Origin of the sequence: Pseudomonas xantholysinigenes, from assembly GCF_014268885.2 — a bacterium.
GTDB classification, from domain to species: Bacteria; Pseudomonadota; Gammaproteobacteria; order Pseudomonadales; family Pseudomonadaceae; genus Aquipseudomonas; species Aquipseudomonas xantholysinigenes.
The window spans coordinates 2,149,558-2,165,793 of sequence record NZ_CP077095.1; the positions used below are offsets into that span (position 1 = coordinate 2,149,558).

Sequence of the window (16,236 nt, forward strand, 5' to 3'; positions counted from 1 at the left end):
GTGGCCAGGCGACTGCCCTGGGCGTTGTGCTGGGTGCTGGCGCTGCCGGCCTGGGCCACCGAGCCGCGCCAGTTCGACTACATGCTCAACTGCCAGGGCTGCCACCTGCCCGACGGCAGCGGCAACCCCGCCCGCGGCGTGCCGGCCTTTCCTGGCCAACTGGGCCGGTTCCTGTCGCTGCCGGGCGGGCGCGAGTACCTGGTGCAGGTGCCCGGCTCGGCGTTGTCGGGGCTGTCGGACGAGGCCCTGGCCAACGTACTCAACTGGATGCTGGCGCGCTTCGACCCCGGCCACCTGCCCGCAGATTTCCAGGCTTACACCGGGGCCGAAGTGCGGCGCTGGCGCCAGGCCGTGCCCAGCGATGTGAACGCCATTCGCGAGCGCCTGTTGCAAGGCCTTGCCAAACAAGAACAAGGAAAAATCGACCGATGAGATCACGCCTGTGTGCAGGGGTGCTGGCACTCGCCGCCAGCCTGTCCACCCACGCCGCGCCGTCACCGCCCCAGGCAGCCACCTGCGTGGCCTGCCACGGCGCCGAGGGCCAGGGTAATCCGGCCCTTGGCGCGCCACGCCTGGCCGGGCAGCAGGCCGAGTACCTGCTCGCGCAATTGCGCGACTTCCAGGCCGGGCGCCGTGGCTACGACCCACAGGACAGCTACGGTGGGCAGATGCGCGCGATCGCCGCCAGCCTGGGCGAGGGCGACCAGCAGCTGCTGGCGCAGTACTTCGCCGGGCTCGGTGCGCCAGCCACGCCAATGGCCAGCGACGGGGCAGGGCACGCGCTCTACCAGAGCACCTGCGCCGCCTGCCACGGCCCCCAGGCGCAAGGTTTCGCGCACCTGAAAACGCCCAACCTGCGGCTGCTCGAGCGTGCCTACCTCGCGCGGCAGCTGCAGGCCTTCACCGACGGTAGGCGCGGCAGCGAACAGCACGCCAGCGAGCTGGCGATCTGGATGCGCGGCATTGCCTTGCAACTGCGCGACGACGGACAGCGCGAGGCGTTGCTCGACCACATCGCCGCACTACCGTCCGCCAAGCAGCCTTAGGCGACCGCCCCACACATACAAGGCAAGTGAACCCCATGCCATCACCTACATTCCTCAAGGGCCTGCGCCACGAACTGGCCAACCGCGCCTTCGCCCACGCGGCGGTCACGCGCATGGCCCGGCGCCTGGAAGGCCAGCCAGCGCATCCTTTCTGGCAAGCCTATGCCGAGCTCGAAGCGTTCAACCAACCGCGTTACCAGGCCGCGGCCGAGCGCTGGGGGCTGGACGCCACCCCGCGCCTGACGACCCGCCTGAAAGCCTGGCTGGTGTCCTCGGTGCCACGCCCCCTGCAGGGCCTGTTGCTGCGCCTGGTGCACCGCGAAACCGTGAAGTACATGGCCTGGCTCCAGGGCCTGGGGTGCAGCGGGCCGGCCGACGCCCGACGTTTTCTCGGCTACATGCTCGACCAGGAGCAGTTGCAGCTGGAGATGATGGGCCTGGCCCTGAACGGGCGTTATCGCGACGTGACTGGTCGCGCCGACGCATTTTTCCGCAAGTACAACGGTGTCACCCTGCTGGAGTTGCCATGAACGTCCTGATCGTCCACGCCCACCACGAACCGCAATCCTTCAACGCCGCCATGGCCCGACTGGCGCAAACGGTGCTGCAGGGCCAGGGCCATGCCGTGCAGGTATCGGACCTGTACGCCATGGGCTTCAACCCGGTGGCCAGTGCCGCCGACTTCCAGCAGCGCGCCAACCCGGACTACCTGGTGTATGCCCTGGAACAGCGCCATGGGGTCAAAGGCGGCACCCTGGCCGCCGACATCGCCGCCGAGCTGGACAAGCTGCGCTGGGCCGACCTGCTCATCCTCAACTTCCCCATCTACTGGTTCGGCATGCCGGCCATCCTCAAGGGCTGGATCGACCGGGTGTTCGTCTCCGGCTTCTGCTATGGCGGCACGCGCATCTACGACCGTGGTGGGCTCAAGGGCAAGCGGGCGATGCTGGCGTTTTCCCTGGGCGGCCAGGCGCATATGTTCGGCCCCGGCGCGGTGCATGGCGAACTGCAGACATTGCTGCAGCCGATCCAGCGTGGGGTGCTGGGCTATGTCGGCTTGTCGGTGCTGCCACCCTTCGTGGCCTACCATGTGCCGTACATCAGCGAGGCGGCCCGCCACGAGTGCCTGGAGCGCTATCGCCAGCACCTGCTGAGCCTCGATGAGCGCCCGCCGCTGGAGTTCCCGTCGCTGGACGACTTCGATGCCAGCTTGCGCCCGCTGGGAGGGGCCTGATGCGCCCGGTTCAGCTCGAATACCGCGCGGGCATCGCCTGGCTGACCTTGGACCGCCCCGGCCAGCGCAACAGCTTCGACCTGGCCATGGCCCAGGCGTTGGCCGATGGCGTGGCGCAGCTGGCGGCCGAGCCGCCACGGGTGGTGGTGCTGCGCAGCCGTGGCGGGCACTTCTCGGTCGGCGGCGATATTCACCATTTCCAGGCGTTGCTGGATGGCTCGCAGCAAGACCAGGTCGCCGGCGTGACCCAGTTGCTGGGCGCGGTCAATGAGGCCGTGCTCGGCCTGACCCGGTTGCCTTGTCCGGTGCTGGGCTTGCTTGAAGGTGCCGTGGCTGGCTTCGGCCTGTCGCTGGCGCTGGCCTGCGACCTGCTGATCGCCAGCGAGAGTGCTCGCCTGGTGTTGGCCTATGGCGGTATCGGCATCAGCCCGGACGGTGGCGGCAGTTGGCACTTGCCGCGCCAGTTGGGCTTGCACCGGGCATTGGCGATGGCGCTGCTCGACACGCCGTTGACGGCCGCCGAGGCGCAGCGCCTGGGGCTGGTGGTGCAAGTCGTGGCGCCTGGGGAACTGGCGGCAGCGGGGCAGGCCATGGCCCTGCGCCTGGCCTGCGGATCCGGCGCGGCCCAGGCGGCGAGCAAGCGCTTGTTGCGTGAGGGCCTGGAGCGTGACCTGGGCGCAGGGTTGCAGGCCGAGCAGGCACTGTTCACCCAGTTGTCCACCCAGGCGGATTTCGCCGAGGGGGTGGCGGCGTTCCGTGCCCGGCGCACGCCATGCTTCGGCGCTAAGACCCAGGGTTGAAGGCCGCCTCGATGAAGCGCTCGATGGACTGCTCTTCGAGAATTTCGATGGAAAAATGCCCGAAGCGCTTGGGCAACCAGAGGATCCGCGCGCCGGCCGGCGACTGCAGGTCGGCGCGGGCCAGCGGCTGGCCGTTCTCGTCCTCGGGCTGCACGCCCCTGGCCAGCAGTTCGTCGTAGGCCTGCTCGATGTCCGGGGTGGAGTAGCAGTGGCGGTAGATCATGCCTTCGCCGTGCTGGTCGAGCAGGGTCCTCAGGTTGCCCGCCGACGGCTGGACCAGCATGAAGCGCTCCTGGCCCAGGCGCGCCACCGCGTAGCGCACCCGCAGGCCGCCGCGGTCCCAGACCTGGGTGGTGGAAATCTCGGCGCCGAGGACCTGCTGGTAATAGGCGCAGGCGGTTTCGAGGTGGTCGACCAGTACATCCACATGGCTGAATTTGAGCTGCATGACGAGGCTCCTGAGGGGGCGTTCAGTATGCCCGTCGGGCGGACAGTCGCAAACGGTGGACATGGCTCTTTGACATACGTCCGGGGGGCGTCTAAACGGAATTAAGGGCCTGTCACCCCCGTGGGGATCATCATGCCGATGGCTGCTCGCGTACCCGCCACCCTTGCCCCTGCGTTGCGCTTCGTAGCCCATCCGCCGTGACGGGCATGCCGTTGCCCTGGACCGCGTGACCGCGTCAGCGGCACGTGCCGGCTCGACCCTGACCTGGTGAATACGATCATGAAGATCCTGCTGATGCTCTGCGTCTGCCTGTTGGCAGCCTGCGCCATGAACAAACCTTTGCGTGATGACCAGGTGGTGACTTGCGCCACCATCGTGTCGTGTAGCCACAGTTACTATGAGCTGCATACGCAGCCGAACTACGAGATAGGTTTCGTCGAGTACAGCGAGCGTGGCAACGATTTCTTCCCGGATCGGACACAAAAGCTGATCGAGCGCCTGAAGGGTTACTCCGCCGAAGGCGACCTGGCCATGGTGGTCTTTATCCACGGCTGGAAGCACAACGCCGACCAGCAGGACGCCAACGTCGTCAGCTTCACCAAGGCACTGGCCAACCTGGCGCAGTCCGGCGTATTGGGCAAGCGCAAGCTGGTTGGCCTCTATGTCGGTTGGCGCGGCCTGTCGATGCATGGCCTGGGCAGCGAGAACCTGACCTATTGGGACCGCAAGGCGGTGGCCGAGGAAGTTGGCCGCGGTGGTGTCACCGACCTGCTCACCCAGCTCGAACAGATCGACCGCAAGGACAGGAACTACCTGGTGATCGTCGGCCACAGCTTCGGCGGTGCCATCACCCTCAGCGCCCTGCATGACCAGTTGCTCGAACGCCTGCATAACCAGCAATTGGGCAACAAGGTGCGGGCTTTCGGCGATGCGGTGATCATGCTCAACCCCGCCATCGAGGCCGACCAGGGGTTGCTGCTCAAGGAGAACAGCCTGAAGGTCGGTGTTTCGGGGGCGCAGGCTCAGCCATTGCTGTATGTGATCAGTTCGGAAAACGACAGTGCCACCCATTACTTCTTCCCGCCGGGGCAGTGGCTGGGGGTCAACCTGAGCTGGAGCCAGGTCGACCTTCAGCGCCGCTATCGCGGCATGCCGTTCGTGCTGCGCGAAGAAACACTGGATACCACGGCGCTCGGCAACTACAGCCTGTTTCACACCGCGCGGATAACGGATATTGAACCGAACTCCGCCGGGGTCTCGACCAAGGCGCTGGAGGGAGTGAAGTTCGGCGACTGGGAGCTGACCAGCTACTGCACGCCCGATGGCAACAATGGCGGGCCACAGGTGCAACGCATGCCGTGCTACAGCAACGAGCCGGTGAATTTCATCTATACCTCCAAGTCCTTCATCAGCAGCCACAACGATATCTTTGGCGATCAGGTGATCGCGTTCCTGGCCACGGCGGTGGGCAAGGCGATCTATGAACGCACCGAAGGCCGCGACTACCTCAAGGCCTGCCGCGACGAAAGCGGGTTTCAGTTCGCCAAGTGTTTCGACTATCACTATCAGACAGCGCGACGCACGCGTGCGCAGCTTGAGTGAACGGGGGAGCGGGGGCGACGTTTGCAGTATCATGCGCGGCCGTGACCGGAGCAGCCCATGGCCAAAGACATCGATACCCCCTGCGTTTCCCTCTGCCAGCTCAACAGCGAGCTGTGCGTGAGTTGCGGCCGTACCCGCGAAGAGATCCGCAAGTGGCGGGGGATGAAACGCCCGGAGAAGATGGCCACGGTGCAGCGGGCTGCGGCGCGGTTGAAGGCGGTGTTGAAAAAGAATGCCAGGCGGGGAGGGTAGCGGCTGGCGGTGTTCGCCGAATGCCTCATGGCGCCCTCAAGCGATTGCCCATACCATTGATGCACACTTTCGATCAAACCCGTGGAGCCCGAGGGTGAGCATCAACTTCGACCTGAACGACCTCAAGGCCTTTCGCGCCGTCGTCGAGCAAGGCAGCTTCCGCCGCGCCGCCGAAGCGATCCGCATCACCCAGTCGGCCTTGAGTCGACGCATCGAGAAGCTCGAGTCGGCGCTGGGCGTGAAACTGCTCGAACGCACCACGCGCAAGGTCGCGCTGAGCAACGTCGGGCGGGCGTTCCTGCCGCAGGTGGAGCGCTTGCTCGATGACCTCGACCTGGCCCTGCTCAGTGTTGGTGATGGCGGGGCGCTGCGCACCGGCACCCTGACCATCGCCTGCGTGCCGTCGGCGGCCTACTACTTCATGCCCCATGCGATCCGCGCCTTCCATGGCCAGTACCCCAACGTCAGGATCAGCCTGCTCGATGCCTCGGCCAACGAGGTCAGCGCGGCGGTGGCCTCGGGCGAGGCGGATTTCGGCGTGAGCTTCACCGGCAACCTGGCGCCGGAGATCGAGTTCAGCCCCCTGCTCGAAGAGCGCTATGTCATCGCCTGCCGACAGGATCACCCGCTGGCGCGCCAGGCCGAGGTGACCTGGGCCGAGGCCTACCGTCACGACTACATCAGCCTCGGCAAGGCGTCGGGCAACCGCCTGGTGCTGGACCGCGCGCTGGCGGGCATGGTGGTGCAGAAGCAGAGCATCTGCGAGGCCCAGCATGTAACCACCTTGCTGGGGTTGATCGAGGCGGGGCTGGGGATCGCCGCGGTGCCGTCGATCGCCATGCCGCTGGGGACGCATCCGATCCTGGCCCAGGTGGCTTTGGTCGAGCCGCAGGTAACCCGGCAGATGGGCGTGCTCAAGCGCCGCGGGCGTACCTTGACTCCCGCGGCCCTGGAGTTCGAGCGCTTGATCCGGCTGTTGCCCGGAACCTTACCGGGGCACTGAGTCCAGGCCGGTGGCCTGCACGGTTGCTTGCACCTGGGGGGAGGCCAGGTAGTCGAGCAGTTGCCGCGCCTCGGCGGGGTGCTGCGCGTTGCTCGGGATGCCGGCGGCGAAACGGGTCACCGACTGCACGTCCTCGGGGAGCTTGCCGGCAAAGGTCACACCGGGCACCGGCAGCAGCTCGGCGACCTGTTGCAAGCCCATCTGGTAATCGCCCTTGGCGACCACCGAGGCCACCGGAATACGCTCGATCATGCGGCTGCGCGGTGCCAGTTGCGGCTGTATCCCCAGCTTGGCGAACAGCTGTTTCTCGACGTACACGCCGCTGGCGCTGTCCGAATAGGCCACCGAGCGGGCGGCCAGCAAGGTTTTCTTCAAGCCGGCGGTGGTGCTGATATCTGGCTTGGGCTGCCCGGCCCGCACCACCAGGCCGATGCGCGAATCGGCCAGTTCCACCCGCGAGTCGGCCGCCACCTTGCCCTGGTGGATCAGTTCGTCGAGGGCGTAGCCGACCATGATCACCACATCGGCGGACTCACCGCGTTGCAGGCGATTGGGGATCGCCTCCGGCGCCTTGCCCATGGAGGGGCCGAGCACGGTGGTCAGGGTGTTGCCACTGCTGGTGGCGAACTGTGGACCGAGGCGGTTGTAGGCGGCGGTGAAGCCGCCCGAGGTCATCACGGTGAGGTCGGCGGCCCAGGTGAAGCCGCACGGCACGCAGGCGGCCAGGGCCAGCAATGCTTGGCGCAAAAGACTCATCAGGGCCTCCTCAGGCGGCGACGCCGGCCGGGCGGCTGGCCAGACGGCGGTACAGCACCAGCGTGGCGGTGAACGCGCAGGCAGCGGCGACCATCATCCAGTAGGCCGGCGCGGCCTTGTCGCCGGTGACGTGGATCAACCAGGTCGAGATCGCCGGGGTGAAACCACCGAACAGCGCCGTGGCCAGGCTGTAGGCCAGGGAGAAGCCCGCCACCCGCACCTGCACCGGCATGATTTCGGTGAGCGCCGGGATCATTGCGCCGTTGTACAGGCCGTAGAGGCAGGAGAACCACAGCAGCACTTCGAGCATGTGCCCGAAGCTCGGTGCCAGGGCCAGGTATTCCAGGGCCGGGTAGGCCGTGAGCACGGTCAGCAGCGACATCGCCACCAGCAACGGCTTGCGTCCGCAACGGTCGCTCAGGGTGCCGCCGATGGGCAGCCAGATGAAGTTCGACACCGCCACCAGCAGGGTCACCAGCAGCGCATCACGGGTGCTCAGTTGCAGCACGGTCTTGCCGAAGGTGGGCGCGTACACGGTGATCATGTAGAAGGCGGTGGTGGTCATGGCCACCATCAGCATGCCCAGCAGCACCACCCCGGCGTTGTCCAGCAGGGTGCGCAGCACGGCCTGCATGTCCGGGCGATGCTGGCGGGCGGCGAACTCCTCGGTTTCGGCCAGGTTGCGCCGCAGCAGGAAGATCACCGGGATGATCATGCAGCCGACGCCGAACGGCACGCGCCAGCCCCAGTCCGCCAGCTGTGCCGGCGCCAGCCACTGGTTCAGGGCAAAGCCCAGGGCGGCGGCGACGACGATGGCCACCTGTTGACTGGCGGACTGCCAGCTGGCGTAGAAGCCCTTGTGCCCGGGCGTGGCCATTTCGGCCAGGTACACCGACACGCCGCCCAGCTCGGCACCGGCGGAGAAGCCTTGCAGCAAGCGGCCGAGCAGCACCAGCGCCGGGGCCCACAGGCCGATGCTGGCATAGCCGGGCACCAGCACGATGAGCAAGGTGCCGCTGGCCATGATCGCCAGGGTGACGATCAGGCCCTTGCGGCGGCCGACATCGTCGATGTAGGCACCGAGCAGCACGGCGCCCAGCGGCCGCATCAGGAAACCGGCGCCGAACACGGCGAAGGTCATCATCAGGGCGGCGAATTCGTTGCTGGCCGGGAAGAAGGCCGCGGCGATATGGGTGGCGTAGAAGCCGAACAGGAAGAAGTCGAACTGTTCGAGGAAGTTTCCGGACGTGACCCGAAAGACCTGGGCGGCCTTCGACTGGCCCCGGGGCGCAGGCTGATGCATGTGGTTCTCCAGCGTTTTCTTAGCTTATTTGTAAGTGCTTGTAACTGGAGATTCTGGGTGAAAGCGCGGCGCAGGATAATCGTTGTTTTTGCATGGATTGATGCACATATGCGATCAATCGCCCTGCAGGAGCCAGCCTTGCTGCGAACCAGGCGCCGCCGATGCCTGCCTCGGTAGCTTGCAGACGTTGGACAATGCTAGCTTGCGTCGCCCGCCCGCCATGAGGCGGTGCAGGCCATGTGCAGATGACAAGGACGGTTGCAGTGAACGACACCCCTTCGCTAGTGAGAAAAATGCTGCTTTGGGCCCTGGGGCTGGTGGTAGTGCTGCCCGTCATGCTGCTGGCGGGGTATGCCTGCCTGGCGGCGATGATCGTCATCCCGGCCATGTCCTTCGAGCAGCTTGATGATCCTTGGGAGTATCACCTTACCCGTTTGGCCGCGGTTGTCGTGGTGGCCATGGGCTTGCTCGGCCTGCGGGCCGGGGGCAGGCTTTACCGGCACTTTCTGCGCAGTACCCGAGCACCGGCGTGGTCGCGTTCTGCCTGGCTTGGCCTGGCGTGTGGCACTGTGGCAAACCTGGTATTCCTGAGCTGGCTGCCCAGGCTCGAACAGCATGAATTGATTCTGCTGGGGTGGCCGCTGATCGGCAGTGTGGCATTTGCCCTGTTGCTGCTGGGTGCCCGGCACCGCCGTCATGAACCCTCTCGCTGAACGCCTATCAGCCTGACGGCAACACTTTCTGCCAAAAATCCCGGATAATGCCGGCCATTTATCCGTCCCGCCCGCTTTCTGGTACCCCGCGCATGGAAATCAAGGTCAATTTTCTCGACAACCTCCGTCTGGAGGCCAAGTTCGACGACTTCACGGTGATCGCCGACCAGCCGATCCGCTACAAGGGCGACGGCTCGGCCCCGGGGCCGTTCGACTACTTCCTGGCCTCCTCGGCGTTGTGCGCGGCGTACTTCGTCAAGCTGTACTGCCAGACCCGCGACATTCCCACCGAGAACATCCGCCTGTCGCAGAACAACATCGTCGACCCGGAGAACCGCTACAACCAGATCTTCAAGATCCAGGTCGAGCTGCCCGAGGACATCTCCGAGAAGGACCGCCAGGGCATCCTGCGCTCCATCGACCGCTGCACCGTGAAGAAAGTGGTGCAGACCGGCCCGGAATTCATCATCGAGCAGGTCGACAACCTCGATGCCGATGCCCAGGCGCTGCTGATGCCGGTGTCCGACAGCAGCACCTACATCCCCGGCAAGGACCTGCCGCTGGAGCAGACCATCGCCAACATGTCGGCGCTGTTGGCCAACCTGGGGATGAAGATCGAGATCGCCTCGTGGCGCAATATCGTGCCCAATGTCTGGTCGCTGCATGTACGCGATGCGCAGTCGCCGATGTGCTTCACCAACGGCAAGGGCGCCACCAAGGAAGCGGCGCTGGCCTCGGCGCTGGGCGAGTTCATCGAGCGGCTCAACTGCAATTTCTTCTACAACGACCAGTTCTGGGGCGAGGACATCGCCAACGCGGCGTTCGTGCATTATCCCAACGAACAGTGGTTCCAGCCAGGGCCCAAGGATGCGTTGCCGGCCGAGATCCTCGACCAACACTGCCTGGAGATCTTCAACCCGGATGGCGAGCTGCGCGGCTCGCACCTGTACGACACCAACTCGGGCAACAAGGCGCGCGGCATTTGCTCGCTGCCGTTCGTGCGCCAGTCCGACGGCGAGACGGTGTACTTCCCGTCCAACCTGATCGAGAACCTGTACCTGAGCAACGGCATGAGTGCCGGCAACACCCTGGCCGAAGCCCAGGTGCAGTGCCTGTCGGAGATCTTCGAGCGGGCGGTCAAGCGCGAGATCCTCGAAGGCGAACTGTGCCTGCCCGATGTGCCGCAGGCGGTACTGGCCAAGTACCCAGGCATTGTCGCTGGCATCCAGGGCCTGGAGGAGCAGGGCTTCCCGGTGCTGGTCAAGGATGCCTCGCTGGGCGGTGAGTTCCCGGTGATGTGCGTGACCTTGATGAACCCGCGCACCGGCGGCGTATTCGCTTCGTTCGGCGCCCATCCAAGCTTCGAGGTGGCGCTGGAGCGCAGCCTTACCGAACTGCTCCAGGGCCGCAGCTTCGAGGGCCTGAACGACTTGCCGCAGCCGACCTTCGACAGCCTGGCGCTGACCGAGCCGAACAACTTCGTCGAGCACTTCATCGACTCCAGCGGCGTGGTGTCGTGGCGCTTCTTCAGTGCCAAGGCCGATTTCGAGTTCGTCGAGTGGGATTTCTCCGGCCAGGGCGCCGACTCCAACGTGCAGGAGGCGCAGACCCTGTTCGGCATCCTCGAGGATCTGGGCAAGGAAGTGTACATGGCGGTCTACGACGACCTCGGCGCCACCGCCTGTCGCATCCTGGTGCCGGGCTACTCGGAAATCTATCCGGTCGAGGACCTGATTTGGGACAACACCAACCGCGCCCTGGGTTTCCGTGCCGACATCCTCAACCTGCACAAGCTGGACAACCGCTCGCTGAAGCTGCTGCTCAAGCGCCTGGACAACGCCGAGGTGGACGACTACACCACCATCACCACGCTGATCGGCGTCGAGTTCGACGACAACACCGTATGGGGCCAGCTGACCATCCTCGAGCTGAAGCTGCTGGTGCAGCTGGCGCTGCAACGCTTCGACGAGGCCAAGGAACTGGTGGAGATGTTCCTGCAGTTCAACGACAACACCGTCGAACGTGGCTTGTTCTACCAGGCGCTGAACGTGGTGCTGGAAGTGCTGCTGGACGATGAACTGGAAATGGCCGACTACGAAGCCAATTTCCGCCGCATGTTCGGCAACGAACGGATGGACGCGGTGCTGGGTTCGGTGGATGGCAGTGTGCGCTTCCATGGCCTGACCCCGACCAGCATGAAGCTCGAAGGGCTGGATCGCCACCTGCGCCTGGTGGACAGCTACAAGAAGCTGCATGCCGCCCGGGCCAAGGCGGCCGGGCTGTAATAACACGCTTGGCGCCACAGCATCAGGGCCGCTTTGCGGCCCTTTTTGTGGGTGTCGTTATTGCGGCAGTTGCGCGAGGGCGCGGGCGAAGGCGTCCTCGAAGATCGTGTTCAGGCTTTGCGCCAGGGCGTCTTCGATGGCCGCGGCGGTCAGCAGGCCCTGGGCGAAGCCGATGCCTTGTTCCTTTGCAACCGCCAACTGCTGGCTGTTCTCCGCTTCCGCCATGTCACCCAGGTAGTGGGCGGCGCGATAGGCGTAGCGCTCAGGGAGGGCCAACTGTTCAAGTGCCTTCAACGAGAGGGCGAACTGGCTGGCGGCGGCGGGTTTCAGGCTGAGTTGCTCGAACTGGAGCAGGCTCAGGCGATCGGTAGTCAAGGCGAATCTCCGTTTCTGGGTGGGAACACTGGGTTACTGTCCTGCGTTTTGCCGCTCAACGGAAGAGGCGCAGGGCATTAATCCCAAAAAAAGTTGGCGTGCCCACGCGCCAGGCTGGGGCTGGGTGATTGTCGCAGTGCTCGGCAAAAGGCACCATCAGGTTTTTTGACACAAGGATAGCGTCAATGTCCATTGCGCACCTGCACCTGGTCTGCGGCCTGATCGCCGCCGGCAAGTCCACACGGGCCGCGGCCCTGGCCTGTGAACACGACGCCTTGCTGCTGAGCGAGGACGACTGGCTCGCCCGGCTTTACCCGGACGAGATCCGCTCGGTGGCGGACTACGTCCGCTGTGCCGCGCGCCTGCGCGAAGTGCTTGGCCCGTTGTTGCGCCAGGTGTTGGCCAAGGGCATGCCGGTGGTGCTGGACTGGCCGGCCAACACCCGCGAGGCGCGGGCCTGGTTTCGCGATCTGGCCCAGGCGGCGGGGGTACCGTGCAGCCTTCATTACCTGGCGGTCGACGCGGCGCTCTGTCGGGCCCGGCTGCATGCCCGTAACGCCCAGGGCACGCATGCGTTTGCCGCCACGGATGCCGAGTTCGACTTGATCAGCCGCCATTTCCAGGCGCCGAGCGCCGACGAGGGCCTGCAGATCGTGCGTCACGAGGCCTGAGCAGGCGCGGCAGCAATTAGCCTGGGAGGGCGCACTGCGCAACTTTCCGGCTGTCGAGAATCTCGCCCCGCGCCCCCTTGAGAAACAGCGTCGGCGCGCCGTTCCAGTCGCCTTCGAAGATCCCATACACCTGGCCGGCCTCGAAGTTGGCGTACTGCAAGGCCAGGGTGCAGGCAGGGCGGTCGGCGGTGGGTGGCCGCAGGCTCACGGCAATCCGATGGGCGCCCGGGATGACCTGGGCCTGGTCGCCATCGCTTGTGCCTGCGCCATCCACCTCGGCCAGCGTCAGCACATGGGCGGACGGCACCGGGTACAGCTTGAGGGTGGCCAACGGCGGCTGCGCCGGGGGCAGCACGCTGCAGGCGGATAACCAGCCCAGGCCGGCGAAGGTGGCGATGATGGTTTTTTTCATGACGTTGGTTGCACGCTGCGTTGAATCGGAAGCCGGCATGCTAGGCGCGGCGGTTCAAGGGCCTGTGCAGGGTTGGTCAAGATTTGATGAAGGCGTGGCCAGGGCCACCGCGGCGTTTCAGTGGCTGATGCCCAACGGCAGGCTCACCCGCACCGCCAACCCGCCTTGGGCGCGGCGCTGGGCGCTGATGCGCCCGCCATGGGCTTCACAGATGGCCTGGGCGATCGACAGCCCCAGGCCGCCACCGCCGCTGACCCGGGCCCGGGACTGCTCCGCCCGCCAGAAGCGCACGAACATGTTGCCCAGGTCTTTCTGTTCCACCGCCTGGCCACGGTCGAGGAAGTCCAGGTGCAGCGCGGCGCCCGCGCGGCGTACGCTCACCTCCAGCTCGCGGCCATCGGAGGCGTACTTGATGGCGTTCTCGATAAGGATGTTGATCAGTTGGCCGAGCCGTGCCCGGTCCGCCTCGATCACCAGTGGCTCGTCCAGCTGGGCGTGGACTTGCATGCCGGCCGCCTCGAACTGCGGGGCGAACCAGGCCAGGCGCTCGTCCACCAGGGCGGCCGGGGCGAATCGGCTTGGGTGCAGCGGCAGTTGCCCGGCATGGGCCAGCGACAGCAGATGCAGGTCGCCGACCAGGGTGTTGAGGTTGTACAGCTGGCTCTGCACCAGGCGCAATTGCTCGGGGCACAACGGGAACACCTCGTCGAGCATGCCCTGCACCCGGCCCAGCGCGGCGTTGAGCGGGGTGCGCAACTCGTGGGCCAGGTTCGAGCTGGATTCGGCCACTTCGTTTTCATACAGCGCCAGGCGTTCGACCAGCTTGTTGAAGTCGGTGCACAGGCGTTGCATTTCCTTGGGTTGGCGTGGGTGTTCGCTGACCCGTGGCGTGAGGTCGCCCTCGGCCACGCGCCGGGCGGCTTCGGCGATCTGGCGGAACTGTCGGGACAAAGGCCGCGACAGGAACAGGCCGATGATCAGGGTGAACGGGATGACGACGGTGACGAAGCCATACAGCACCAGCCAGTCGGTGGAGTCGCCGGGGCCGGGGAGAAACTGGTGGATGTCGTAGTAAGTCTGCAGCAGCTGCCACAGGCGGGCTTCGTGGCCTGGCACATCGGCCATGCCGGCGGCCAGCGCGGCTTGGTCCTGGGGCGTCATGGACTGCAGCACGTAGTAGTCGCGGACCCAGAAGTACAGGTACATGCACAGGGTGATGGTGATCACCGCGCCAACCGCCAGCAGGGTCATTCGCAGGCCGACCCACAGCCACAGGGGGCTTTTGCGCATGGCCTTCAGCGGAACCGGTAGCCGATCGAACGCACGGTGACCAGCACCCCGGCCACCCCTGCGGCCTCCAGCTTGCGCCGCAGGTTGTGCACGTGGGTGTCGATGATGCGCACCAGCGCATCGCTTTCGGGCATGCACGCCTCGAGCAGTTCCTCGCGGCTGAAGGCCTTGGACGGGGTGCGCAGCAGGGTGGCGAGCAGCAACAACTCCGAGCGGGTCAGGTCGAGCACCTGGTCGCCGCCGTCGGCGCCACGCACGCCGGCGACGAAGCGCTCGGCATCGACCCACACGCCCAGGCACTCCAGGCGCTGGCGGCTGCTGGTCGGGCCCTCGTAGCGACGCAGCACCGCGTGCACCCGCGCCACCACTTCCTTGGGATTGCACGGCTTGACCACATAGTCGTCGGCGCCGTAGCGCAGGGCGCCAATCTTGTCTGGTTCGTCGCCGACGGCGGTGACCATGATCACCGGTGTATCGGCGCTGCGGCGGATCTCGCTGAGCAGTTCGGGGCCGGAGAGCTTCGGCAGCATCATGTCCAGCAGCACGAGCGCCGGCGGGCGCTGGCGAAACAGCGCCAGGCCACGGGCGCCGTCCTCGGCGATATCCACCTCGAAGCCGTCCTTCTTCAGGTAGGCCTCGAGAATGCTGGCGCCATCGGCGTCATCCTCGACGATCAACACGCGCTTGGGGGTCATGGGGTTCCTCGACAATCTCGCTACGGGGCCCGGCGGGGCGGATGGCGGCGCAGCTTAGCATGGGATCGGCGCGCCGCGGCCGTGGTTCGCGCGTCGCCGGGCCGTCCATCAGCCCCCATGGCAGGCCGCTGCCGATCAGTAGCGGGGCCGCCCCAGTGTCCGTCAGCCCTTGAGCCCGGCCAGCACCTCGGCGGCGGTGGTGACCTGGCCGAAGTGGTGTTTCCACAGCGCGATGCCCAGCTGGCCGGAGCGGTCCAGCGATGAGCCCATGGTCAGGTCGGTGACCAGGGTCGGGCACAGGCCGGCGTCGAACAGGGCGAAGCCGGCGGCCAGCACGCAGGTTTCGGTCTGCAGCCCGCACACCAGGACACGTTCGACTTCCAGGCCCTTGAGGTAGGCCAGCGCCTCGGCGGTCTGGCCATAGCCATGCTTGACGAACACCTTGTCGGCCTCGACCAGGGCCGCGTCGTCCTGGGCCGGGTGCCAGCCGAGCTGACGCTGGAAGGGCGTGACTTGCTCGTCGTGCAGTTCGATCGAGGCGATGGCCGGCAGGTGTGCCGCGAGTACACGGATGCCATCGACCAGCTTTTCGGAGGGGCTGAACGTGGACTGCACATCGACGATGAGCAGGGCTTGGCGCATGACGGGCTCCGGGGCCAGGTGGAAAGGGGGGGCGAGTATAACCCTGGGATGGCAGGTGCGGCGAGGCAGCGGCGGCGCTACACTCGCCGACTTTTTGCGGCGAGGGAATGTGCATGCGACGTATCGTGATTCTGGGCAACGCCGGCAGTGGTAAGTCGACCCTGGCACGGGCCCTTGGCGAGCGCCTGGGGGTGCCGGTGGTGCACCTGGATACCTTGTTCTGGTCGCCCGGTTGGGTCGAGCCGCAGGCCGAGGTGTTCCGTGCCCAGGTGCGCGAGGCGGTGGCGGGGCAGGCCTGGGTGTGCGAGGGCAACTATGCCCGGCGCACGTTCGATCTGCGCCTGCCGCAGGCAGATCTGGTGATCTGGTTGGACACCCCGCGCTGGCTGTGTCTGCAGCGGGTAATCCTGCGTTCGTTGCGCAATCGACCGCGCCCGGACCTGCCGGCCGGATGCCGGGAACGGCTGGATCGCGCATTCCTGACGTTCTTGCGCTTTGTCTGGACCTTCGACCGCGATTACCGGCCCGGGATCGAGGCCGTGCGCCTGTCGGTGGCGCCGCAGGTGCCGGTGATGCAGGTGCGCGGCGCGCGGCAGATCGCGGCGTTGTTGGCACGGGTAGTGGCAACGCTCCCACAGATTTCAAACCAGGCGCGCCGCCTGTAGGAGCCAGCCTTGCTGGCGAAGCAAGCGACGCGGTGGCTGGCACC

The 16,236-nt window shown here is 66.1% G+C and carries 20 protein-coding genes; 12 read left to right on the forward strand and 8 right to left on the reverse strand.

What is annotated here, in order from left to right:
- From HU772_RS09675 to HU772_RS09695, 5 genes are read left to right on the forward strand one after another with little or no spacing between them, the layout of a single operon-like run.
- Entirely contained in the window at nucleotides 1-432 is a 432-nt protein-coding gene (locus HU772_RS09675; protein ID WP_225923119.1) for a c-type cytochrome, read from the forward strand.
- Nucleotides 429-1,046: a c-type cytochrome gene (locus HU772_RS09680; protein ID WP_186660973.1), complete on the forward strand. Its 618-nt coding sequence runs from the start codon at nucleotides 429-431 to the stop codon at nucleotides 1,044-1,046. The genes HU772_RS09675 and HU772_RS09680 overlap by 4 nt, the downstream gene beginning before the upstream one ends.
- 35 nt (nucleotides 1,047-1,081) lie before the next feature.
- Entirely contained in the window at nucleotides 1,082-1,576 is a 495-nt protein-coding gene (locus tag HU772_RS09685; RefSeq protein WP_186660972.1) for a hypothetical protein, read from the forward strand.
- Nucleotides 1,573-2,280: an NAD(P)H-dependent oxidoreductase gene (locus HU772_RS09690; RefSeq protein WP_186660971.1), complete on the forward strand. Its 708-nt coding sequence runs from the start codon at nucleotides 1,573-1,575 to the stop codon at nucleotides 2,278-2,280. The genes HU772_RS09685 and HU772_RS09690 overlap by 4 nt, the downstream gene beginning before the upstream one ends.
- Entirely contained in the window at nucleotides 2,280-3,080 is an 801-nt protein-coding gene (locus HU772_RS09695; protein ID WP_186660970.1) for an enoyl-CoA hydratase/isomerase family protein, read from the forward strand. The genes HU772_RS09690 and HU772_RS09695 overlap by 1 nt, the downstream gene beginning before the upstream one ends.
- Here the strand turns inward: HU772_RS09695 and HU772_RS09700 are convergent.
- Entirely contained in the window at nucleotides 3,064-3,528 is a 465-nt protein-coding gene (locus tag HU772_RS09700; protein WP_186660968.1) for a VOC family protein, read from the reverse strand. The genes HU772_RS09695 and HU772_RS09700 overlap by 17 nt on opposite strands.
- 279 nt (nucleotides 3,529-3,807) lie before the next feature.
- On the opposite strand from HU772_RS09700, the gene HU772_RS09705 reads away from it, so the two are divergent.
- The 3 genes from HU772_RS09705 (at nucleotide 3,808) to HU772_RS09715 (ending at nucleotide 6,385) form a co-directional block, all read left to right on the forward strand.
- Nucleotides 3,808-5,130 carry an alpha/beta fold hydrolase gene (locus HU772_RS09705; protein WP_186660967.1) on the forward strand — a complete coding sequence of 441 codons (1,323 nt, stop codon included), beginning with the start codon at nucleotides 3,808-3,810 and terminating at the stop codon, nucleotides 5,128-5,130.
- A 57-nt stretch (nucleotides 5,131-5,187) separates the two neighbouring features.
- A complete protein-coding gene (locus HU772_RS09710; protein ID WP_186660966.1) occupies nucleotides 5,188-5,382 on the forward strand; it encodes a DUF1289 domain-containing protein in 195 nt (64 codons plus the stop codon).
- 94 nt (nucleotides 5,383-5,476) lie between these two features.
- Nucleotides 5,477-6,385, forward strand: coding sequence for a LysR family transcriptional regulator (locus HU772_RS09715; RefSeq protein ID WP_186660964.1), 909 nt, complete (start codon nucleotides 5,477-5,479; stop codon nucleotides 6,383-6,385).
- Here the strand turns inward: HU772_RS09715 and HU772_RS09720 are convergent.
- Together HU772_RS09720 and HU772_RS09725 are read right to left on the reverse strand one after the other, a co-directional pair.
- Entirely contained in the window at nucleotides 6,371-7,141 is a 771-nt protein-coding gene (locus tag HU772_RS09720; RefSeq protein ID WP_186660962.1) for a substrate-binding domain-containing protein, read from the reverse strand. The genes HU772_RS09715 and HU772_RS09720 overlap by 15 nt on opposite strands.
- Before the next feature lie 10 nt (nucleotides 7,142-7,151).
- On the reverse strand, nucleotides 7,152-8,444 hold the full coding sequence (locus tag HU772_RS09725) for an MFS transporter (protein WP_186660961.1): 1,293 nt from the start codon (nucleotides 8,442-8,444) through the stop codon (nucleotides 7,152-7,154).
- Nucleotides 8,445-8,737: 293 nt separating this feature from the next.
- On the opposite strand from HU772_RS09725, the gene HU772_RS09730 reads away from it, so the two are divergent.
- Together HU772_RS09730 and HU772_RS09735 are read left to right on the forward strand one after the other, a co-directional pair.
- Complete coding sequence (locus HU772_RS09730; protein WP_186660960.1) at nucleotides 8,738-9,157, forward strand: hypothetical protein; 420 nt, start codon at nucleotides 8,738-8,740, stop codon at nucleotides 9,155-9,157.
- Nucleotides 9,158-9,249: 92 nt separating this feature from the next.
- Nucleotides 9,250-11,442 (forward strand): OsmC domain/YcaO domain-containing protein, encoded by a 2,193-nt coding sequence (locus HU772_RS09735; protein ID WP_186660959.1) that lies wholly within the window; start codon nucleotides 9,250-9,252, stop codon nucleotides 11,440-11,442.
- Between the two features lie 57 nt (nucleotides 11,443-11,499).
- Here HU772_RS09735 and HU772_RS09740 read toward each other — a convergent pair whose 3' ends face one another.
- On the reverse strand, nucleotides 11,500-11,817 hold the full coding sequence (locus tag HU772_RS09740) for a hypothetical protein (protein WP_186660958.1): 318 nt from the start codon (nucleotides 11,815-11,817) through the stop codon (nucleotides 11,500-11,502).
- A 191-nt stretch (nucleotides 11,818-12,008) separates the two neighbouring features.
- Here HU772_RS09740 and HU772_RS09745 point away from each other — a divergent pair, with 191 nt between their 5' ends.
- Complete coding sequence (locus HU772_RS09745) at nucleotides 12,009-12,488, forward strand: P-loop nucleotide/nucleoside kinase family protein (RefSeq protein ID WP_186661033.1); 480 nt, start codon at nucleotides 12,009-12,011, stop codon at nucleotides 12,486-12,488.
- A 16-nt stretch (nucleotides 12,489-12,504) separates the two neighbouring features.
- Here the strand turns inward: HU772_RS09745 and HU772_RS09750 are convergent, their stop codons facing one another.
- From HU772_RS09750 to HU772_RS09765, 4 genes are all read right to left on the reverse strand, one after another.
- Nucleotides 12,505-12,900 (reverse strand): hypothetical protein, encoded by a 396-nt coding sequence (locus tag HU772_RS09750; protein WP_186660957.1) that lies wholly within the window; start codon nucleotides 12,898-12,900, stop codon nucleotides 12,505-12,507.
- A gap of 117 nt (nucleotides 12,901-13,017) precedes the next feature.
- On the reverse strand, nucleotides 13,018-14,190 hold the full coding sequence (locus HU772_RS09755; RefSeq protein ID WP_225923120.1) for an ATP-binding protein: 1,173 nt from the start codon (nucleotides 14,188-14,190) through the stop codon (nucleotides 13,018-13,020).
- A gap of 5 nt (nucleotides 14,191-14,195) precedes the next feature.
- Nucleotides 14,196-14,885 carry a response regulator transcription factor gene (locus tag HU772_RS09760; RefSeq protein WP_186660955.1) on the reverse strand — a complete coding sequence of 230 codons (690 nt, stop codon included), beginning with the start codon at nucleotides 14,883-14,885 and terminating at the stop codon, nucleotides 14,196-14,198.
- A gap of 162 nt (nucleotides 14,886-15,047) precedes the next feature.
- On the reverse strand, nucleotides 15,048-15,527 hold the full coding sequence (locus HU772_RS09765; protein WP_186660954.1) for a cysteine hydrolase family protein: 480 nt from the start codon (nucleotides 15,525-15,527) through the stop codon (nucleotides 15,048-15,050).
- Nucleotides 15,528-15,640: 113 nt separating this feature from the next.
- On the opposite strand from HU772_RS09765, the gene HU772_RS09770 reads away from it, so the two are divergent.
- Nucleotides 15,641-16,192 carry a P-loop NTPase family protein gene (locus HU772_RS09770; RefSeq protein WP_186660952.1) on the forward strand — a complete coding sequence of 184 codons (552 nt, stop codon included), beginning with the start codon at nucleotides 15,641-15,643 and terminating at the stop codon, nucleotides 16,190-16,192.
- The last annotated feature ends 44 nt before the right edge of the window (nucleotides 16,193-16,236 follow it).